Raw genomic sequence first — 21,346 nt, 5'->3', positions numbered from 1 at the left:
CACTAAAATTTTTACTTGGCAACATAGTGAAAATTAGGATCAAGTTCATCATCTAATTTCTTCCAAGCGTCTTCTAATTGCTGATAAATGATTTTTTCATTTTCATGGGTTAATTTAGTTTTGCGATCAATAGTGATTGGATCACCAAAATTAACCTCTAATCCTTTTCGTTTTAATAAACCCTTGAAGGATAAAGGCCCTTGATAAACCACCGGAACCATTGGCTTTTGTGACATTTTAGAAATTAAAAGCGCACCACCTTTTAATTCAGCTGAATGTCTTGTGCCAGATGGAAAAATGATGAGTGATAGTTCACCTTTTCTTAACCCTTTAACTGGAATCTTCAATGCAGATGGACCAGGTTTTTTTCGGTCAACAGGGAAGGCATGGACATGATCTAAAATAAAACGTAAAACCGGATTTTTAAACAGTTCTATTTTCGCCATGGACATAAATTCCATTGGACTGGCACCTAAAGCAAATAAAATAGGTTCCCACCAAGTACGGTGAGGTGCAACTAAGATATAGCTGCCTTTAGGCAAACGATTCTTATGATGAATGTGTAAATGTCCATTTAATACCCATACAATAAAGCGGGCAATCGGACGGATTATTTTATAAAACATCTTTTTTGTTCCTCCAATTGTTGTAATATTATAAAAATAGATAGACAAGAAAGGCAAATATTTTTATGGTAGAACTTAAAGATAATGAACGAATTGATTATATGTATAGTGATGATTTGCGGATTATCCAAGATAAAACTGCCTTTAGCTTTTCTATGGATACGTTGCTTTTAGCTTATTGGGCTAAGAATCAAATTCATGATCGAGACAAAGTTGCAGACTTATGTGCAGGAAATTGTGCTGCTACTATTTATATGGCTTATTTTAATCGAGCACATTATGATGCAATTGAGATTCAAGATGAGATATATTCTCAAGCTAAACGTTCTATTGAACTCAACCGAATGGAAAATCGCATAGCAGTGCATAAGGATAACGTGTTGAATGCCGCAAAATTTTTGCGTAAAGATAGCTATGATGTAGTCACTGTTAATCCACCATATTTTAAGGTACCTGAGGGACATGAAGTTAATCCTGATAGAAAAAAGGCAATTGCCCGTCATGAATTACTAATTAATTTAGAGCAGATTATTGAAGTTGCCAGTGGATTATTAAAAATGAAAGGGAAGATGTTCATGGTGCATCGTCCTGAACGATTAGGCGAGATCTGTTACTACTGCATGAAACATGATCTAAGTGTAAAGTTAGTGCAGCCATTTGTGTCTCACCGCGGAGATGATGCAAATTTGATTATTGTGGAAGCTGTCAAGCATACTGGGACCGATGGAACGGAACTTAGGGATGCAATTGAAGTTCATTATAAAAATGATGAGTTTAAACCATTGATTCAGAGAATTGTTCGAGAAACTCCTGAAGATAAGGCTAAACATGACGCGTACGGCAAGTATTATTTTTATGTTTTGCTTTGCAATGATGGCAGTTTTTACGGTGGTTTTACTAATGATTTAGACCATCGATTAAAAATGCATAATTCTGGTAAAGGGGCTAAATATACCAAGTCAAGACGACCAGTTCGCATGATATATCATGAACAATTCGATAATAAGCGTTTAGCTTTGAAGAGAGAGTATTGGTTTAAGCATCATTCCCGTTCTTGGAAAGAAAAATTCTTAAGAGAACATAATATTGATTTTTAGCTTGAAATATAAAAAGATTTTTTGTAAAATATGCGAGTATGCTGTGTGAGCATATAATTTTAAAACACATCAAGAGCGATCATCATCGTGGTGCCCTAGGTAGTGGTTTGATGATGAAATGAACGCTTGAGAGGATATAAAACCATAGGAGGAATATAAATATGGCAGACGTTGTTACAATGAAGCAATTGCTTGAAGCTGGTGTCCACTTCGGTCACCAAACTAGAAGATGGAACCCAAAGATGGCTCCTTACATTTTCACTCAAAGAAATGGTATCTACATCATTGACTTGCAAAAGACTATCAAGATGTTAGATGATGCTTACAACTTTATGAAGACTGTTGCCGAAGACGGTGGCGTATTCTTATTTGTAGGTACTAAGAAGCAAGCTCAAGACTCAATTGCTGAAGAAGCAACTCGTGCAGGTCAATACTACGTAAACCAACGTTGGTTAGGTGGTACCTTGACTAATTGGACTACTATCCAAAGCCGTGTTAAGAGATTAAAGCAATTAAAGGAAATGTCACAAGACGGTACCTTTGATGTTCTTCCAAAGAAGGAAGTTGCACTTTTAACTAAGGAAATGGACAAGCTTGAAAGATTCTTAGGTGGTATTGAAGATATGCCAAGAATCCCAGATGTATTGTTCGTAGTAGACCCTAAGAAGGAAAAGATCGCTGTTCACGAAGCTAACATTTTGGGTATCCCAGTTGTAGCTATGGTGGACACTAACACTGATCCAGATCCAATTGACGTAGTTATTCCATCAAACGATGACGCTATCCGTGCTATCCGCTTAATTGCTGGTGCTATGGCTGACGCTATCGTAGAAGGTAAGCAAGGTCAAGATGACGAATCTGTTGAGGTTGACTTTAAGAAAAATGCTGATGGTTCAGAAGAAATCGTTAGCGCTGAAGAAAACCCAGAAGACTAGTTTTTACTGTTAGTTCCGTAGGAGGATCTATTAATGGCACAAATTACTGCAAAATTAGTTAAAGAATTACGTGAACGTACTGGTGCTGGCGTTATGGACGCTAAGAAGGCATTGGTAGAAGTTGACGGTGACATGGACAAAGCTATCCAATATCTTCGTGATAAGGGTATGGCTAAAGCTGCTAAGAAGGCTGACCGTGTTGCAGCTGAAGGTTTGACTGGTGTTTACGTTAATGGTAATGTTGCAGCTATTACTGAAGTTAACTCAGAAACTGACTTTGTTTCTTCAAATGATAAGTTTGTTAACTTAGTAAAGGATGCAACTAAGACCATTGCTGAAGGTCAACCTGCTGATATGGAAGCAGCTAAGAAATTAAAGATGGACGATGGTTCAACTTTAGATCAAGCATTTGTTAATGCAACTGCTACCATTGGTGAAAAGATTGTTTTACGTCGTTTTGCTTTGGAAAAGAAGAATGATGACCAAGAATTTGGTGCTTACCAACACAATGGTGGCCAAATCGGTGTTATTACTGTTTTAGAAGGTGCCGATGCAGCTACTGCTAAGCACTTGGCAATGCACATTGCAGCTATGAAGCCAAAGGTTATTTCACCTGAAGAATTAGATGATCAATTTATTACTGATCAATTAGCTGTAATGAACCACAAGATCGACCAAGACAATGAAAGTCGTGCATTGGTACACAAGAAGCCATTACCACACCTTGTTTATGGTTCAGAAAAGCAATTAACTGATGACGTTTTAGCTAAGGCTAAGGAAGACATCAAGGCTGAACTTAAAGAAGAAGGTAAGCCAGAAAAGATCTGGGACAGAATTATCCCTGGTAAGATGCAACGCTTTATCGATGACAACACTCAAGTAGATAAGCATTTTGCAGTTTTATCACAAGACTACATTATGGATGATAGCAAGACTGTTGGCGAATTCTTGAAGGAAAAGGGAGCTAAGTTAGTTGCTTTCCAACGTTTCGAAGTTGGTGAAGGTATCGAAAAGAAGCAAGAAGACTTTGCTGCTGAAGTTCGCGAACAAATGAAGTAATTTTAATTACAAAATATGTAGAAAGGAGGAGTACAGTAAGTGCTTCTCCTTTTTATTTTTTCTTTTGTTTGCTTTTACTATCAAGACATTATTGAGTTAGATATGGTAGAATAATTAAAGCTATTAGAGGAGGTCACTATGAGTCAAGTTAAATATAAACGTATCATTTTAAAAATATCAGGTGAAGCTTTAGCAGGTGATAAAGGAAATGGAATTAATCCAACTGTAATTGGTCACTTAGCTAAGGAAATTAAGTCTGTTTATGATTTATGCGTTGGAATCGGCATCGTATGTGGTGGCGGTAATATGTGGCGTGGTGAAACTGGCGCTAAGTTAGGTATGGAACGTGCACAAGCTGATTACATGGGCATGCTTGCTACTATTATGAATGGATTAGCATTACAAGATGGTCTTGAAAAAGTTGGTGTTCCTACCAGAATGCAAACTTCAATTGAAATGAGACAAATTGCTGAACCTTACATTAGAAGAAGAGCACTTCGTCATCTTGAAAAGGGTCGCGTAGTTATTTTTGGTGGTGGTACAGGTAACCCATACTTCTCAACTGATACTACTGCAGCTCTTCGTGCTGCTGAAATTGGTGCTGATGTAATTTTGATGGCCAAAAATGGCGTAGATGGTGTTTATTCAGCTGATCCTAAGACTGATCCAACAGCTACTAAGTTCACTGAATTAACTCAACTTGATTTAATTTCAAAGAACTTGAAGGTTATGGATAGAACCGCAAGTTCACTTTCAATGGATACTGAAATCCCATTAATTGTATTTAATGTAAATACACCAGGCAACATTAAGAAGGTTGTTATGGGTGAAAATATTGGTACTGTTATTAGAGGTGACAAATAATGAATAACGAAACAATTAAAAAAGCTCAAGATAATATGGATAAATCTATTAAGGTTTATCAAAAGAGATTAGCTTCAATTCGTGCAGGTGTAGCTAACGCAGCTCTTCTTGACAATGTTCAAGTTGAATATTATGGTGCTCCAACCCCATTAACTCAAATGTCAAGTATTACTATTCCTGAACCACGTGTTTTACTCATTACTCCATATGATCAAAATAGTTTGGATGATATCGAACACGCACTTTTGGCTTCAAATTTAGGCTTAACTCCAGCTAACGATGGTAAAGTAATTAGATTGGTTATTCCACAACTTACTGGTGAAAGAAGAGAAGAAATCGCCAAAGAAGTAGGAAAGTATGCTGAAGATGCTAAAATTGCTGTCAGAAATGTTCGTCGTGAAGCTATGGATGCTTTGAAGAAAGAACAAAAAGACGGCAACATTACCGAAGATGAACAACGCAATTTAGAAAAGCAAGTTCAAAAAATAACTGATGATTCTACCAAGAAGATCGATCAACTTGCTGATGAAAAGCGTAAGGAAATTATTCAAGGTTAAGCATGAGCAAGACAGATAATGAATTAAATCATTTAGCTATTATCATGGACGGCAATGGACGCTGGGCCAAGAAAAGACATAAGCCTCGCTTTGTAGGACATCGTGAGGGCATGGATAATGTTGAGCGAATCACATTAGCTGCAGATAAGTTAGGAATTAAAGTCTTAACTTTATATGCTTTTTCTACTGAAAATTGGGCCAGACCTAAAGAGGAAGTTGCATATCTAATGAATCTTCCTGTGCGTTTCTTTGATAAATACATGCCTACTTTAATGGAAAATAACGTTAAAGTTAACATTATGGGGTACTTAGATGAGCTGCCAGAAAAAACTTATCAAATAGTACAACGAGCAATGTCAGAAACTGCTAATAACACTGGCTTAATCCTTAATTTTGCTTTTAATTATGGTTCTAGAAGAGAAATAACTACTGCAATGCAAGAATTAGGTGGCATGATTGAAGCTGGTGCATTAAAAAGCGAAGATATTACTGAAAAAATGATCTCACAATATTTGATGACTAAGAATTTTGGTAAATATCAAGATCCTGATTTATTAATTAGAACATCAGGCGAACAAAGAATATCTAATTTTTTATTATGGCAGTTAGCATATTCAGAATTAGCTTTTAGTGATAAAAATTGGCCAGATTTTGATGAAGATGATTTAAGAAAATTTGTAGATGATTATAAGCACCGTAATCGGCGCTTTGGTAAGGTAGACGAATCGGATAGTTAATATGAAACAACGTGTAATTACGGCAGTTATTGCCTTGATTTTATTTATTCCAATTGTGCTTGCAGGTGGCCTTTGGATGGATTGGTTGACTGTATTATTTGCTGCAGTTGGCATTAGTGAAATCTTTTTAATGAAAAAGCAAATATTGGTCTCATTTGATTTCTTGTTAGCATTGCTTGCAACATTGACTTGGACCGTGCCTGATTCATTTTTTAAGGCATTTCCACCTAACATAACTAAGTTTGGAGTATTCTTTGGAATTATTATGCTGTTTTTAACTTGGAGAGTACTTTCTAAAAATAAGACCACTTTTGATGATGTTGGTGTTTATATCTTAGCATCCCTTTACATTGGAATTGGCTTCCACTACATGGCAGCTATTAGAGCTTACCCACAAAATGGTTTGGCTTTATTGGGATATGTATTTGTAGTTGTTTGGTCAACTGATATTGGTGCTTATATGATTGGTCGCAAAATTGGTAAACATAAGTTGTGGCCAGTAATTAGTCCTAATAAAACTTGGGAAGGATCCATTGGTGCAGTTATTTGTGCATTAATTTGTAGTGCAATTTACTTAGCTATTTTGAGTCACTTTAACATTGTCTTTGGAGTTTCCGAATTAACTATGGTAATTTTGGCATTCTTCCTTTCAATCGTAGGCCAAATGGGAGACTTAGTTGAGTCAGCATATAAGCGTTTCTACGGTGTCAAAGACTCTGGTAAGATCTTACCAGGACATGGTGGTATTTTAGACCGATTTGATAGTATGTTATTTGTTTTACCTGTAGTAGCAGCTATCTTAGGTATTGTTCACTAGGAGAAATTTATTGAAAGGTATACTAATCTTTTTAATTGTTTTTGGTCTATTGGTTTTTGTTCATGAATTTGGACATTTTATTGTAGCCAAAAAATCCGGTATACTTGTTCAAGAGTTTTCAATTGGTATGGGACCTAAGTTATTTCAGATTAGAAGGAATCCTACTATTTATACGATTAGATGGTTACCACTTGGTGGCTATGTTCGATTAGCAGGTTCTGATGATGAAAGTAAACTAGATCCAGGCATGACTGTGATTTTACAGTTAAATGATCAGGATGAAGTCGTTAGAATAGATGCTTCTGAGTCTGATATGCCAATTGAAGGTATTCCTGTACAAGTTACTAAAGCAGATTTAGTAGATGACTTAATAATTGAGGGATATGAGAATGGCGATGAAAACAAGCCAGTAACTTACCATGTTAACCATGATGCAACCATCATTGAAAAAAATGGTACAGAGCTAATTATTGCGCCTCGTGATACTCAATTTAATGAAGCAAAGGTTTGGCAAAAATTAGCAACTAATTTTGCTGGCCCTTTCATGAATATTTTGCTGGGCTTTGTGGTGTTCTTAATTTGGACATTTACAGTACCAGGCCCTGCAACAACTACTATTCAATCTACTACTAATGGTTCACCTGCCCAAATTGCTAAAATTAAGTCAGGTGATCGAATTGTAGTGATTAATGGTCAAAAGATTAATAATTTTGAACAAGTAACTGAAAAAGTTAACCAAAGTAAAGGCAAAAGTCTTAAGTTTGAATTAAGTAAAGATGGTTCTACTAGAACTGTAGTGATTAAACCGAAGGCTCACCTTGTTCAAAAACAAAAAGTTTATCAAATTGGTATTGTTGCTAAAAGCAACGAAAATGCTGGTGTGAAATTAAAAAGAGGTTGGGATACAGCAGTTTCCACGACGGGTTTGATTTTTAACACAGTAGGAAATTTGTTTAGACATTTCAGTCTTAACAAGTTATCTGGACCAGTAGGAATTTATTCTCAAACTTCGCAGGTTTCACAAATGGGCTTTACGTATGTGTTAGCCTTTTTAGCAATGATTTCAATTAATTTAGGAATTGTTAATTTAATTCCAATTCCAGGCTTAGATGGTGGTAAACTTTTATTGAACTTAATTGAATTAGTTCGCGGTAAACCAATTTCAGAAGAACATGAAGCAATTGTTGAATTAATTGGCTTTGGTTTATTGTTAGTATTGATTATTGCAGTTACAGGCAATGATATTTATCGCTATTTCATAAAATAATAATTAATTAATATAGTTTTGTTTTTACTTTAGGAGAAAGTAATGCGTCAATCGAAATTTTTTATGCCAACTTTAAAGGAAGCTCCATCAGATGCTGTGGCAGAAAGTCATAAGCTAATGATTAGAGGGGGATATATTCGTCAGGTTACAGCCGGCGTTTATGCTTATCTTCCATTAGGTTATCGAGTATTGCGTAAGGCTGAAGGAATTATTGAAGATGAAATGGAAAAAATCAATGTTCCTGAAATGATTATGCCTCACTTGTTGCCAGCTACTTTATGGCAAGAATCAGGCCGTTACAAAAAATACGGTGCTGAAATGTTCAAGTTAAAGGACCGCCATGGTCGTGAAAGTTTGCTTGGACCTACTCATGAAGAGACTTTTACAGAAATCATTGCTAAGAATCTTAAGAGTTACAAGCAAATGCCATTAGCTTTATACCAAATTCAAACTAAGTTCCGCGACGAAAACCGTCCTCGTTTTGGTTTGCTTCGTGGTCGTGAATTTGTAATGCTTGATGGTTACAGTTTTGCTGCAACTCGTGACCAATTGGATGAACAATTTGATGATCAAAAGAGTGCATACAAGCGTATCTTTAAGCGTGCTGGTGTAACTGTGCACCCTGTAATTGCTGATTCAGGTACAATGGGTGGTAAGAATTCAACTGAATTCCAAGCTCCTGCTGCTATCGGTGAAGACACCATTGCTACTAATGAAAAGGGTACATATGCTGCTAACCTTGAAATGGCTAAGAGTATTGATACCTTTAAGCAAGAACCAGAAGATGCTAAAGAACTTACTAAGGTTGCAACTCCAGGCTGCGATACAATTGAAAAATTAGCTAAGTTCTTGAACGTTCCAGCAACTAGAATTGTTAAGAGCATTCTTTACATTGCTGATGATCAAAAAGTTTTAGTTTTAATTCGTGGCGATAAGCAAATTAATGAAGTAAAACTTGGTCACGTTCTTGATGCTGATGAAGTTCATGAAGCAGATACAGCTGATTTGAAAGAAATTACTGGCAGTGAAAAGGGCGGCGTTGGTCCAGTTAATGCTGATTGGGCTGATAAGATTATTGCTGATGAAACTGTTAAGGATCTTTACAACGTAGTTGTTGGTGCTGGTGAAACAGATTACCAATTTGAAAATGCTAACTTAGATCGTGACTTTAAGGTTGATGAATTTGTTGATATTAGAACAGCAAATGAAGGTGAACCAGATCCTGTAGATCATTTACCACTTAAATTCACAACATCAATCGAAGTTGGTCACATTTTCAAGCTTGGAACTTATTACACTAAGACCATGGGTGCCGATTTCTTAGATCAAAATGGTAAGGCTAAGCCAGTTATCATGGGTTCATATGGTATTGGTGTTACTAGAATGCTTTCAGCAGCTGTAGAACAACACTTGACTGAACATGGTGTTGCTTGGCCAAAGGAAATCGCTCCGTTTGCAATTCATATTGTTCAAATGAAGATGAACAAAGAAGATCAAACTGAATTAGCTGAAAAACTTGAAAAGAAGTTCAGTGAAAAGTATGATGTTTTATACGATGATCGTAAGGAACGTGCTGGTGTTAAATTTGCTGATGCAGATTTAGTAGGTGCACCTATTAGAATTACGGTTGGTAAAAAGGCTGCTGATGGTATCGTTGAGGTTAAGAGACCTATTGATGACAAGGCAACCGAAATGTCAATTGATGAATTAGATAAGTTTGTAAATCAAGAGTTAGGATAATTTTTGTGGCAAATAAAAATGATCTTTTCTTAAAATTGCTAAAACAAGTTCATTTCCCAAATAGTTTTGAAGATAATGATCTTCTTCAAAAGGGAAAGGTTGAAAACGTGGATGTTTACGCTAAAGAACATAGGTGGGATATCCATGTTTTTTTTGATACTCCTTTGAAATATGACACGTATGTAGCATTAAGAAAAGCAATAGAAGAAACTTTTTCTGCATTTGTAAATGTAAGATTTTTTGTTGGTACAGGTGATGGGTCTGATAAATATTTGCCTGATTACTGGCATTATGCAGTACAAAATTCGAATATTTTATCCCCAGTTGCAAGAGAATTTTTAGCTGGACAAAAGCCTAAAAAAGAGAATGGTCGTTGGGTCATTCCAGTCGATAATAATGTAATTGATGGATTAATTGAACAGAAGACTTTAGATGATCTAGCTGAGGAAATGCGTGACTTTGGTTTCTTTAATTTGAAATTTATAACTGAAGTGGATCAGACTAATTTGCAAAATAGTTTAGAGAGTCTGCAGGAACTTCAGCAGGAACATGAAAAGAGCATGCAAGAAGCTTTTAATAATACTCCAGAAAAACCGAAGCCGAAACCAAAACAGCAATACCAAACCAAGCGTACTAGTCATGGCAGTCGGAAATTAGATGAAAAAGCTCCGATTACACAAATTCAAGATGTTGAAGACGGTACAAGAAATGTTGTAATCAAAGGTAACATTTTTAATATTGAAAGCAGAGAGTTGAAAAATGGTTCAGTAATTTTTACAGGTGAAATTACTGACTATACTGATTCGATCGCTTTTAAAATGTTTGCTTCAAATAAGGAACAAATTGAACAAATGGCTGCTATTAAGCCTGGTACCTGGGCTAAAATGCAGGGATCAGCCATGGATGATCAATGGGTTCATGATGTAGTATTCAATATTAGTAGTTTTGAAACAGTAGAACATATTGGTCGAACGGAAAAGTATGAAGGTGAGCAAAAGAGGGTAGAACTTCATTTGCACACCAATATGAGTCAATTGGATGCAACTAACGCCCCAAGTGATTTTATTAAAACTGCTAAGAAGTTTGGTCAAAAAGCCATTGCGATAACAGATCATGGTGATGTGCAATCTTTCCCTGAAGCTTATAGTACAGGTAAAGCTACTGGTACTAAGATTTTATATGGTGTTGAAGCAAATATGATTGATGACCATGCATTATTGGTTATTAATCCTGCTCCAATGACATATGAAGATCGTGAGTTTGTTATCTTCGACGTTGAAACTACCGGTTTATCATCAGTTTATGACACTATCATTGAAATTGGTGCGGTTAAGATGAAGAATGGTGAAGTTATTGAAAGGTTTGATAAATTTATTAATCCGCACCATCCTTTGAGTGAACAAACTATTAACTTAACTTCAATTACCGACGAGATGGTTAGTGCCGCTGATGATGAAGATGTAGTTATTAAGCAATTCCAAGATTTCTATGGTGATCGTCCTCTATGTGGACACAATGTTCAATTTGATGTTGGTTTTGTTAATGCAGCATTAAGAAGAGCGGGCCTTAGTGAAATTACTCAGCCAGTTGTTGATACGCTAGAGGTTTCTCGTTTGCTTCACCCAGAGCAGAACCGTCATACTCTGGATTCATTGGCAAAGAAATATAATGTTTCTTTGGAGCATCACCATAGAGCTAATCAAGATGCGGAAGCAACTGGTTATTTAATGTATAAACTGTTAGATGCTTTTAAGAAAAAGTACAATGAAGACAATTTAAATAATTTGAATGGCTATGCCGCACATGGTGAAGTTTATAAACGTGCTCGTCCATCTCATATGACCGTTTTAGCTAAAGATCAGAAAGGATTAAAGAATCTTTATAAGCTGGTTTCAATCGCAAGTACCAAGAACTTTTATCGAATTCCGCGTACACCTAAATCTGATTTAGCTCGTTTGCATGAAGGGCTGTTTTATGGTTCAGGTTGTTGGCAAGGCGATGTTTTCATAGCAATGATACAAAAGGGTTATGACGAAGCTAGAGAAAAGGCTAAGTTTTATGATTTTTTGGAAGTTCAACCACCTGCAAATTATTCTCAATTAATCGAAGATGGTTTAATTAAAGACGAGGCGCAGCTTGAAGATATTATTAGAAATATTTATAAGCTGGGTAAAGAATTAAATAAGCCTGTTGTAGCAACCGGGGATGCACACTATGTTGAACCTCATGATGCTATTTATCGAACTATTTTAATTTCAGCTCAACGTTCTAATCCAAATAGAAATAAGCCGCAACCTGACTTGCATTTTTATTCAACGCAAGAAATGCTTGATGCGTTTAGTTTTTTAGGTGAAGACATAGCTAAAGAAATTGTTATAGACAATACCAATAAGATTGCTGATGAAATTTCTGAGATTCAGCCAATTAAAGATGGATTGTATCCACCGCATATTGCTCATGCTGATGAAGAAATGAAGAAATTAACTTATGATAAGGCTTATGAGCTTTACGGTAAGCCGTTACCTAAGATTGTTAAGGATCGAATTGATCTAGAACTAAATTCAATTATTTCAAATGGATACGCGGTTATTTATTTAATTTCTCAGCGTTTGGTAGCTAAGTCTAATAAGGATGGCTATTTGGTAGGTTCACGTGGTTCCGTAGGATCTAGTTTAGTAGCTACTATGTCAGGAATTACTGAGGTTAATCCACTTGCGCCACATTATCGATGTCCTAAGTGTAAATACTCGCAATTCTTTGAAAATGGTGAATATGGTTCCGGGTTTGACTTGCCAGACAAGGCTTGTCCTAAATGCGGCACTCAATTGGTTAAAGATGGTCAAGATATTCCATTTGCAACTTTCCTAGGATTCCATGGGGATAAGGTTCCTGATATCGATTTGAATTTCTCAGGAGACTATCAACCTGTAGCCCATAACTTTATTCGGGTAATGTTTGGTCCAGATAATTCTTATCGTGCCGGTACAATTGCCACTGTTGCAGATAAAACTGCATATGGTTACGCAAAACACTTTGATGAAGAGCGTGATTTGAAGGCAAGAAATGCGGAATTAGATCGATTAGCTAGCGGTATTCGTGGTGTAAAAAGAACTACTGGTCAACACCCGGCTGGTATTGTTGTAGTTCCTGATGATATGGATATTTATGACTTTACGCCAGTATCTTATCCAGCCGACGATGTTAATGCAGCATGGTTGATTACGCACTATGACTTCCACTCCATTCACGATAACATTTTGAAATTTGATATCCTGGGTCACGATGATCCGACTATGATTCGTCACTTACAGGATCTTTCGGGAATTGATCCATTGACCATTCCTCCAGACGATCCAGGTGTTATGTCTCTATTTTCAAGTCCTAAGATTTTAGGGGTTACACCTGAACAAATTCAGTCAGAAACCGGTACTTTAGGTGTGCCTGAATTTGGTACTCGTTTTGTTAGAGGGATGCTTGAAGAAACTAAGCCAACAACATTTGCGGAATTACTGCAGATTTCGGGTTTGTCACATGGTACTGACGTATGGTTAGGCAATGCTGAAGATTTAGTCAATAATGGTACTTGCAAATTGAAGGATGTTATTGGTTGTCGTGATAACATCATGATGGACTTGATTCACTGGGGAGTTAAGCCTGAAGTTGCCTTTTCAACTATGGAATCTGTTCGTCACGGCCGTGGTATCAGTGATGAAAATATGGCTATTTTAAAGAAAAATAAAAATATTCCTGATTGGTATATTCCTTCATGTTTGAAGATCAAGTATATGTTCCCTAAGGCTCACGCTACTGCGTATATTTTAATGGCTTTGCGTATTGCTTGGTTTAAAGTATATTATCCTGAAATTTATTACACTGCTTACTTCTCAGTGCGCGCTGATTTATTTGATTTAGTTGCAATGAGTCATGGTAAAAACACCGTGAAGGCGGCAATGAAAGAGATTCAAGATAAGGGAAACGATGCTTCAGCAAAAGATAAGAGTTTGCTAACAGTCTTAGAAATTGCTAATGAATGCCTTGAACGTGGCATCAAGATTAAAATGGTTGATATTGACCAATCTGAAGCTACGGACTTCAAGATCTTAGATAAACACACTATTTTGGCACCATTTAATGCCGTACCTGGCTTAGGTGATAATGCAGCTAAGCAAATTGTGGCCGCTCGTGCTGAAAAGAAATTCTTATCTAAGGAAGATTTAGCAAAACGTGGCAAAGTTTCTCAAACAATCATGAATTATTTTGAAGATAATGGTGTACTAGAAGGCATGCCAGATGAAAACCAATTATCACTTTTCTAGGAGTTATTATTACATTGTTTTGCAAAACATGTTATACTAATAGAGAAGTTCGAATAGGTAAATTCGAGTGAGCAGTACTGCTCACTCTTTTTATTACGGAGGAAATTTTTTGTCTAAAGTTGTAGATCTTGTTCGACCAGTTATCGAAACAATTATTGATGAGCATGGTGACATGTTAGTTGATATGGAATACGTTAAGGAAAAGGGGCAAAACTATTTACGAATTTATGTTGATCGTCAACCCAATGGTATCGATATTGATGAAATTGCGGCTTTAAGTGAATTAGTTTCTGAAAAACTTGATACGATTGATCCTGATCCACTTCCTGATCCATATGTTTTAGAGCTATCCTCTCCAGGGGCAGAACGTCCTATTACGACTGAGGCCGATTGGAAGAGAGCGCTGAATGATTATGTTCATATTGGTCTTTATCAAAAGATTGATGACAAAAAAGTGTATGAAGGTACACTTAAATACTATAATAATGATGAGATTGTATTAGAAGTAAAGGATAAAACAAGACGAAAGAAATTAACTATCCCTCGTAAGTTAATTGCAAAGATTCGTTTTGCAATTGAATTTTAGAAAGGTTGATCAAAAATTTATGTCTAAAGAAATGCTAGAAGCGTTTGCTACCTTGGAAAAGACCAAGGGCATTAAACAAGATGTTATTGTTGATGCAATTAAGGCCGCTTTGGTAGCTGCATACAAGAAAAATTATAATCAAGCACAAAATGTTGAAGTGGACTTTGACGAAAGAAGAGGCAACTTTAAGGTAATGGCTGTTAAGACAGTTGTTGATGAAGTACAAGATGATCGTCTTGAAGTAAGCCTAAAAGATGCTTTGGCAATTAACCGTGGATATGAAGTTGGGGATGAAATTCGATTTGAAGTTACTCCAAAGAACTTTGGTCGAATTGCTGCTCAAACTGCTAAGCAAGTTATTATGCAACGTCTTCGTGAAGCAGAAAGAAGTCATATTATTGATGAATACTCTCAATATGAAGATGAGTTAGTCACAGGTCCTGTTGAAAGACGCGATAATCGCTTCGTATATGTTAAAATCGGCAATGTTGAAGCTATAATGCCTCAATGTGATCAAATGCCAAACGAAGTTTACAATCCACAAGATCAAATTCGTGTACTTGTAACTCATGTTGGATCAGACTCTAAGGGTGCTCAAATTGTCGTTTCAAGAACTGCACCAGATGTAGTTAAGCGATTATTTGAACAAGAAGTTCCTGAAATTTATGATGGAACTGTTGAAATCGTATCAATTGCCCGTGAAGCTGGCGATCGTACTAAGATGGCTGTTAAATCAAATGATCCTAATATTGATCCAGTTGGTACTTGTGTAGGTCAAAAAGGTGCCCGTGTTCAAAACGTTGTTAATGAACTTGGCGGCGAAAATATCGATGTCGTTAAATACGAAGAAGATCCTTCTGACTTTATTGCTAATGCATTGAATCCTGCAGAAGTAATTGCTGTTCAATTTGGCGATGATGAAGAAGAAAAGAGTGCATTAGTAATTGTGCCAGATTATCAATTATCACTTGCAATTGGTAAGAAGGGACAAAATGTACGTCTTGCTGCTCGTTTAACAGGCTATAAGATTGATATTCGTCCAGAATCTGAAGTAGAATTTGTTGACGAAAAGTCAGATGATTAAGCAAAATCTACTGAAACTACAGCTGAAGAAGATAGTTCAGCAGATATAGACACAGCAGATGAAGATACAACTGTTCAAGCAGAAGAAAAGTCAAGCGAAGATAATACTGAAGGATAGGTGATTTTTTTGAAAAAAAGAAAAATCCCAATGCGGAAGGATTTATTAACCGATACAATGCAACCTAAAAAAGAGTTAGTACGTATTGTAATCGATAAAGAAAAGAATATTGCTGTTGATCCTACTGGTAAAAAACCAGGACGTGGCGCATATGTTTCACTTGATCCAACTAAGATTGAAGCTGCTAAGGAAAAGCATATTTTGGATCGTAGCTTAGGAGCTAAAGTTCCAGATAGTTTTTACGATGAGCTTTACTCATACGTTGATCATCAAAAAGCAAGAAAAGAATTATTTGGTGATAAATAAATTTGCAAAATAGTCAAAAAGCAATTAATTTGTTAGGTTTAGCACAGCGGGCAGGTAAATTAATTACCGGTACAGAGACTGTAATCACTGAGCTTAATAAAGGAAAAATTCAAGCGGTCATCATGGCTTCTGATATACAATCTAATACAGCAGAAAAGGTTGATCGTGCTGCCAGAAAAGTTAATGTTCCTATAATAAACTTGTTTACAGCTGATGAGCTGTCACATGCTATCAGTAAAAAACGCAAAGTTTTAGGATTAACCGATGTCGGTTTTACCAAGGCATTGATTAAAAAAATAAATGAAGGAGTGTGATTGGATGGCAAAGAAAAGAATTTATGAAGTCGCAAAAGAAGTAGGCGTCGATAATAAAGTTGTAGTCCAAAAAGCAAAGGAATTGGGCTTCGATGTAAAGAATCATATGTCGTCAATAGATGATGCACAAGTTGCAAAATTAAAAGGTAGTTTCCAAAACTCAGCCCCCGCTGAGAAGAACAATAAAATCAAGATATCTGTTTCTTCAATTCGTAAGAATGAAAAGAAACAAGAAGATAATGCAGGTTCCAAGAAACCTAGAAGACGTAATAACAAACGTCGTCAAAATAATGATCGCAATCATAAGAATAGAAATGATCGTGATCATAGTGCAAATTCAGGTTCAGGTAAACCAAAAGCTGCAGCTTTATTGCAACAATTTAAGCAAAAACAACGTGCAGAGGAAGGTCAACTTAACCGACAAGCACAAAAAGCTAAAAAAGAATATCATGAACAATTAAAATATCCGAAAAAAGAACAGCCAGTTAATAATAAAAAGAAAACTAACAAAGAAAGCAACAATAAGAAATCAGAAGAAGTAGAGAAAAAAGTTATTGGTCCTAAAATTTTGAAGCCATCTCCTGCACGTTTGAATAAGAATCAACCTTCAACAAATGAAAGGCCAGCAGTTAAGGTTTCAATCCCTGAACCTCCTAAAGAGGAAAAACGCAATAATGGTCGTGGTAAGAATATGGGAAAGCCAGGACATAAAGGGAAGAACCAATTCTTTAATAATCATAGTGAACATTCAGATCGTTCAGAAAGAAAACGTCGCAAGAACAAGAATAAGAAGCGTAAACAAGAACAAAAGCCAAAGAAGCAAATTACTAAGCGTAAGGAACGTCCATTACCAGAAACTTTAGTATATGAAAAAGGTATGAATGCTCAAGATATTGGTAAGTTGATCCACCGTGAACCAGCTGAAATTGTTAAAAAGCTGTTCATGCTTGGAGTTATGACCAATCAAAACCAATCATTGGATAAAGATACGATTGAACTTTTAGCTGCTGAATATGGTATTAATGCTAAACAAAAAGTTCATGAAGATATTTCTGATATTGACACTCTTTACAATAAGAGAATGGAAGCTTCTAAGAAGTCTAAGAACCAAGTTAAGCGTCCACCTGTAGTTACTATTATGGGTCACGTTGACCATGGTAAGACTACTTTGCTTGACCGTTTGCGTCATACCCATGTTTCAGCTCATGAAGCTGGTGGTATTACACAGAAGATTGGTGCTTACCAAGTTCGTCTTGATGATCGTTTGATTACTTTCTTGGATACTCCAGGACATGCCGCATTCTCCAATATGCGTGCACGTGGTGCTGAAATTACCGATATTGTTGTATTGGTTGTTGCAGCTGATGATGGTGTTATGCCACAGACTGTTGAAGCTATTGACCACGCTAAAAGCGCTAATGTTCCAATTATTGTTGCTATTAACAAGATGGATAAGCCAGGTGCTAACCCACAACACGTAACTGAAGAATTAATGAAGTATAATTTAATTCCTGAAGATTACGGTGGTGACACTATCTTTGTAAATATTTCAGCTAGGACTGGTCAAAACGTCGATGATTTATTGCAAATGATTTTGCTTCAAGCTGATATGATGGAACTTAAGGCTAACCCAACTGAAATGGCAATTGGTACTGTAATTGAAGCTCGTTTGTCACGTGGTCGTGGACCTGTAGCCGACGTTTTAATCCAACAAGGTACATTAAATATTGGTGATCCAATTGTTGTTGGTGATACCTTTGGTCGTGTACGTACTATGACTAACGATCGTGGCCGTCAAGTTAAGAAGGCTACTCCATCTGAACCAGTTGAAATTACTGGTTTAAATGATGTTCCTGAATCAGCTGATAAGTTAGTTGAATTTAAGGATGAAAAGACAGCACGTTCAGTTGGTGAAGCTAGAGCACAACAAGCTTTGCAAAAATCTCGTGAAAATGTTCAACATGTTACTCTTGATAACCTCTTTGATACTATGAAGAAGGAAAACATGAAGGAAGTTGACATCGTCTTAAAGGCAGATGTTCAAGGTTCCGTTGAAGCTTTGCAACAATCTCTTGAAAAGATTGAAGTTGAAGGTGTTCGTGTAAACATTATTCACTCTGGCGTAGGTGCTATTAATGAATCAGATGTAACTTTGGCTGGTGCTTCTAACGCGTTTATCATTGGATTTAATGTTCGTCCAACTGCAACTGCTAAGAGCCAAGCTGAAACCGAAGGCGTAGACATTCGCTTGTACAGTATCATCTACAAGGCAATTGATGATGTTACTGCAGCCATGAAGGGTATGCTTGAACCAACTTACGAAGAAAAGGTTATTGGTAACCTTACTGTTCGTGAAACTTGGAAGGTATCTAAGGTTGGTACCATTGCTGGTTCCTTTGTTGATAAGGGATTGGTTAAGAATGATGCCAAGATTCGAATTATTCGTGATGGTATTGTTAAATACGATGGTGAAATTGCTTCACTTAAGAGATTTAAGGATGACGTCAAAGAAGTTAAGCAAGGTAACGATTGTGGTTTAACTATTAAGGACTACAACGATATTAAAGTTGGCGACGAATTCGAAGTTTACGAAATGCAGCAAGTTGAACCTAAGTAATTATTTTTAGGAGGCAAACATGAAGCATAGAATTGGTCGTGTAGAAGGAGAAATTCTTCGCGAGTTAACCAAAATTTTACAAAAGAATATTCGTGATCCCCGTTTGAGTGAGGTAACTATTACTGCGGTGGAATGCGTGAATGATCTTTCATATGCAACTGTCTACTACAGTCTTTTAACTGAAGATGCTAATAAAGAAAAAGAAGTTCAAGAAGGACTTGAAAAGGCTAAAGGAATGATGCGTCATTTGCTAGGACAAACTTTAACCGTTTATAAGGTCCCTGAATTAATTTTTAAACGAGACAATTCGGTAAAATATGGTAGTAAAATTGACCGTTTAATTGCAGAAGTTAAAAAGCAAGATGCTGAACGGGCAAGTAAATAAAAAAAGCGCCGTTTAGGCGCTTTTTTCGTTTGAATTAAAGAAGGATTATTTATGTTAAATGGAATTTTAGTTATTGATAAAGACAAAGGGATGACTAGTGCTGATGTAGTATATCATTTGCGAAAAGCTTTGTATATTCGAAAAATTGGACACGCTGGTACACTTGATCCCGAAGTAACCGGAGTATTGCCTATCGCAATCGGACAAGCAACTAAGTTAATTGAACTTATGCATACTAGACCTAAAGAATATATTGGTAGTGGTTTATTTGGGTATGCTACAGATAGTTATGATTCAACAGGTACAGTTTTAAAAAAGACTAAGCTAACTCAAGCTTTTACTTCCGATGATATTCAAAGTCATATGAATGAATTTTTAGGTGAAATCGAACAAGTACCGCCAATTTATTCAGCAGTAAAAGTAAACGGCAAGCATTTATATGAATATGCTCGAGAAGGAATTGCAGTAGAACGACCTAAACGCAAAGTTGATATTTTGCAATATGATTTGACAGATAAACCCGTATTTAATGAAACAGAAGGACAAGAGAAATTTGATTTTCGAATTAAGTGTAGCAAAGGTACTTATGTCAGATCATTAGTAAATGATTTAGGTGAAAAAATGAACTGTCCCGCAGTGATGACTTATTTAAGAAGAGTAGCTAGTTCTGGTTTTGATATTTCTCAAGCAGTTAAATTAAGTGAAATTGAGGCCAATCCCGAAAAAGCGGTAGAATTGATTCAGCCAATTGATACTTTCTTTAAAGACTATCCTCAAATTGACTTAAGTGAGGAAAAATGGGTTAAAGCAAAAAACGGTGCAGGTATTTCGTTAGAGATAGATGCTAAAAAGGTTGCATTAAGGTACAATAAAAAAGTCAAGGCGATTTATGAAAAGAAAGGTAAATTATATCGCCCAAGTTTAATGTTGCTTCAAAATGAGTAACTGAAATGAAGGGATTAGTTGTGAAAATCATTCATTTAACTTATCCAGTTAGCAAAAATATCATATCTTCAAAAACCATTCTTGCCTTAGGCTTTTTTGACGGCGTACACCTTGGTCATCAACGCTTAATAAATAAAGCTAAAGAAATTGCTGATCAAAAAAGATTACCATTAGTAGTGTTAACTTTTGATCGTCATCCCAAGGAAATATATGCCGATAAAAAAGATTTTAAGTATTTAAAGACTTTAGATGAAAAGGCAGACAAAATGGCAGAATTAGGAGTAGATTATCTAGCCGTGATGCCATTTACTAAAAAGTTTAGCGAGATAGATGCACAGAGCTTTGTAGATAATGTAATTATTAAACTCAATGCAGATACGGTAGTAGCTGGGTTTGATTATACCTACGGTCCTAAAGAGACTGCTAATATGAAAAACTTGCCTAAATTTGCTAAAGGCAGATTTGAAATTGTAGTAATACCTAAGCAGATTTTTAATGGTAAAAAAATAGGTTCAACTGAAATTCGTCAAGCGATTAGAGAAGGCAAGATGGACTTGGCTTTTCAATTAATGGGTCACCGTTATGTGATGAGCGGGACTGTTGGCCATGGTAAAAGAAATGGTCATAAACTTGGCTTTCCGACAGCTAATTTAGTTTGGGCTAGTCACAAGGTAATTCCAAAAATAGGAGTATATGCGACTAAGACTCAAGTTAATGGAAAATGGTATGAATCTATGACTAGTGTTGGCTATAATGTTACAATTGGTCAGCCTGAAAAACTCTTTATCGAATCACATATTTTTGATTTTAAAGAAGATATATATGGCCAACCAATTAAAATCAAATGGTACAAATACACTAGAGGAGAAATTAAATTTAGCGGTCTTGATGAATTAAAGAAACAATTAGAGAAGGACCAAATAGAAATAAAACATTATTTTGCTCAAGAAGCACAAAGCAATGTATAACTAAAAAGC

The 21,346-nt window shown here is 36.1% G+C and carries 18 protein-coding genes and 1 pseudogene; 18 read left to right on the top strand and 1 reads right to left on the bottom strand.

What is annotated here, in order from left to right:
• Positions 1–11: 11 nt before the first annotated feature.
• Positions 12–626, bottom strand: a complete 615-nt coding sequence (locus tag HMPREF0518_RS07405; protein ID WP_003627532.1) for a lysophospholipid acyltransferase family protein — start codon at positions 624–626, stop codon at positions 12–14.
• Positions 627–691: 65 nt separating this feature from the next.
• On the opposite strand from HMPREF0518_RS07405, the gene HMPREF0518_RS07400 reads away from it, so the two are divergent.
• From HMPREF0518_RS07400 to ribF, 18 genes and pseudogenes are all read left to right on the top strand, one after another.
• Positions 692–1,723, top strand: coding sequence for a GIY-YIG nuclease family protein (locus HMPREF0518_RS07400; protein WP_003627531.1), 1,032 nt, complete (start codon positions 692–694; stop codon positions 1,721–1,723).
• Between the two features lie 161 nt (positions 1,724–1,884).
• Entirely contained in the window at positions 1,885–2,658 is a 774-nt protein-coding gene (rpsB, locus tag HMPREF0518_RS07395) for a 30S ribosomal protein S2 (protein WP_003627530.1), read from the top strand.
• 33 nt (positions 2,659–2,691) lie between these two features.
• Positions 2,692–3,717: a translation elongation factor Ts gene (gene tsf / locus HMPREF0518_RS07390; protein ID WP_003627529.1), complete on the top strand. Its 1,026-nt coding sequence runs from the start codon at positions 2,692–2,694 to the stop codon at positions 3,715–3,717.
• 138 nt (positions 3,718–3,855) lie between these two features.
• On the top strand, positions 3,856–4,581 hold the full coding sequence (gene pyrH, locus HMPREF0518_RS07385; RefSeq protein WP_003627526.1) for a UMP kinase: 726 nt from the start codon (positions 3,856–3,858) through the stop codon (positions 4,579–4,581).
• Positions 4,581–5,138: a ribosome recycling factor gene (frr, locus tag HMPREF0518_RS07380; protein ID WP_003627525.1), complete on the top strand. Its 558-nt coding sequence runs from the start codon at positions 4,581–4,583 to the stop codon at positions 5,136–5,138. The genes pyrH and frr overlap by 1 nt, the downstream gene beginning before the upstream one ends.
• Before the next feature lie 2 nt (positions 5,139–5,140).
• Positions 5,141–5,875, top strand: a complete 735-nt coding sequence (locus HMPREF0518_RS07375; protein WP_003627524.1) for an undecaprenyl pyrophosphate synthase — start codon at positions 5,141–5,143, stop codon at positions 5,873–5,875.
• 1 nt (position 5,876) lies between these two features.
• Positions 5,877–6,692 (top strand): phosphatidate cytidylyltransferase, encoded by an 816-nt coding sequence (locus tag HMPREF0518_RS07370; RefSeq protein WP_003627523.1) that lies wholly within the window; start codon positions 5,877–5,879, stop codon positions 6,690–6,692.
• A gap of 10 nt (positions 6,693–6,702) precedes the next feature.
• Positions 6,703–7,959, top strand: coding sequence for an RIP metalloprotease RseP (rseP, locus tag HMPREF0518_RS07365; RefSeq protein WP_020829285.1), 1,257 nt, complete (start codon positions 6,703–6,705; stop codon positions 7,957–7,959).
• 42 nt (positions 7,960–8,001) lie between these two features.
• Entirely contained in the window at positions 8,002–9,699 is a 1,698-nt protein-coding gene (locus HMPREF0518_RS07360) for a proline--tRNA ligase (RefSeq protein WP_003627521.1), read from the top strand.
• Positions 9,700–9,704: 5 nt separating this feature from the next.
• Positions 9,705–14,015, top strand: a complete 4,311-nt coding sequence (locus HMPREF0518_RS07355) for a PolC-type DNA polymerase III (RefSeq protein ID WP_003627520.1) — start codon at positions 9,705–9,707, stop codon at positions 14,013–14,015.
• Between the two features lie 109 nt (positions 14,016–14,124).
• Entirely contained in the window at positions 14,125–14,601 is a 477-nt protein-coding gene (gene rimP, locus HMPREF0518_RS07350; protein ID WP_003629018.1) for a ribosome maturation factor RimP, read from the top strand.
• Between the two features lie 19 nt (positions 14,602–14,620).
• Positions 14,621–15,682, top strand: a pseudogene (gene nusA, locus HMPREF0518_RS07345) (transcription termination factor NusA); the annotation flags it as partial.
• 129 nt (positions 15,683–15,811) lie between these two features.
• The gene (gene rnpM, locus HMPREF0518_RS07340) at positions 15,812–16,108 is read left to right on the top strand and encodes an RNase P modulator RnpM (RefSeq protein ID WP_003629016.1); all 297 of its coding nucleotides are present in this window, start codon (positions 15,812–15,814) and stop codon (positions 16,106–16,108) included.
• A 2-nt stretch (positions 16,109–16,110) separates the two neighbouring features.
• Positions 16,111–16,422, top strand: coding sequence for a L7Ae/L30e/S12e/Gadd45 family ribosomal protein (locus HMPREF0518_RS07335; protein WP_003627514.1), 312 nt, complete (start codon positions 16,111–16,113; stop codon positions 16,420–16,422).
• Between the two features lie 4 nt (positions 16,423–16,426).
• Positions 16,427–19,039, top strand: coding sequence for a translation initiation factor IF-2 (infB, locus tag HMPREF0518_RS07330; RefSeq protein ID WP_020829281.1), 2,613 nt, complete (start codon positions 16,427–16,429; stop codon positions 19,037–19,039).
• Positions 19,040–19,058: 19 nt separating this feature from the next.
• Positions 19,059–19,424: a ribosome-binding factor A gene (locus HMPREF0518_RS07325; protein WP_003627512.1), complete on the top strand. Its 366-nt coding sequence runs from the start codon at positions 19,059–19,061 to the stop codon at positions 19,422–19,424.
• 51 nt (positions 19,425–19,475) lie between these two features.
• Positions 19,476–20,369 carry a tRNA pseudouridine(55) synthase TruB gene (gene truB / locus HMPREF0518_RS07320; RefSeq protein WP_003627511.1) on the top strand — a complete coding sequence of 298 codons (894 nt, stop codon included), beginning with the start codon at positions 19,476–19,478 and terminating at the stop codon, positions 20,367–20,369.
• A 5-nt stretch (positions 20,370–20,374) separates the two neighbouring features.
• Positions 20,375–21,337 carry a riboflavin biosynthesis protein RibF gene (ribF, locus tag HMPREF0518_RS07315; protein WP_003627510.1) on the top strand — a complete coding sequence of 321 codons (963 nt, stop codon included), beginning with the start codon at positions 20,375–20,377 and terminating at the stop codon, positions 21,335–21,337.
• Positions 21,338–21,346: the final 9 nt, after the last annotated feature.

This window comes from Lactobacillus helveticus DSM 20075 = CGMCC 1.1877, from assembly GCF_000160855.1.
In the GTDB taxonomy this organism is placed as follows: Bacteria; Bacillota; Bacilli; order Lactobacillales; family Lactobacillaceae; genus Lactobacillus; species Lactobacillus helveticus.
This window is presented reverse-complemented; position numbering and strand designations above follow the sequence as displayed.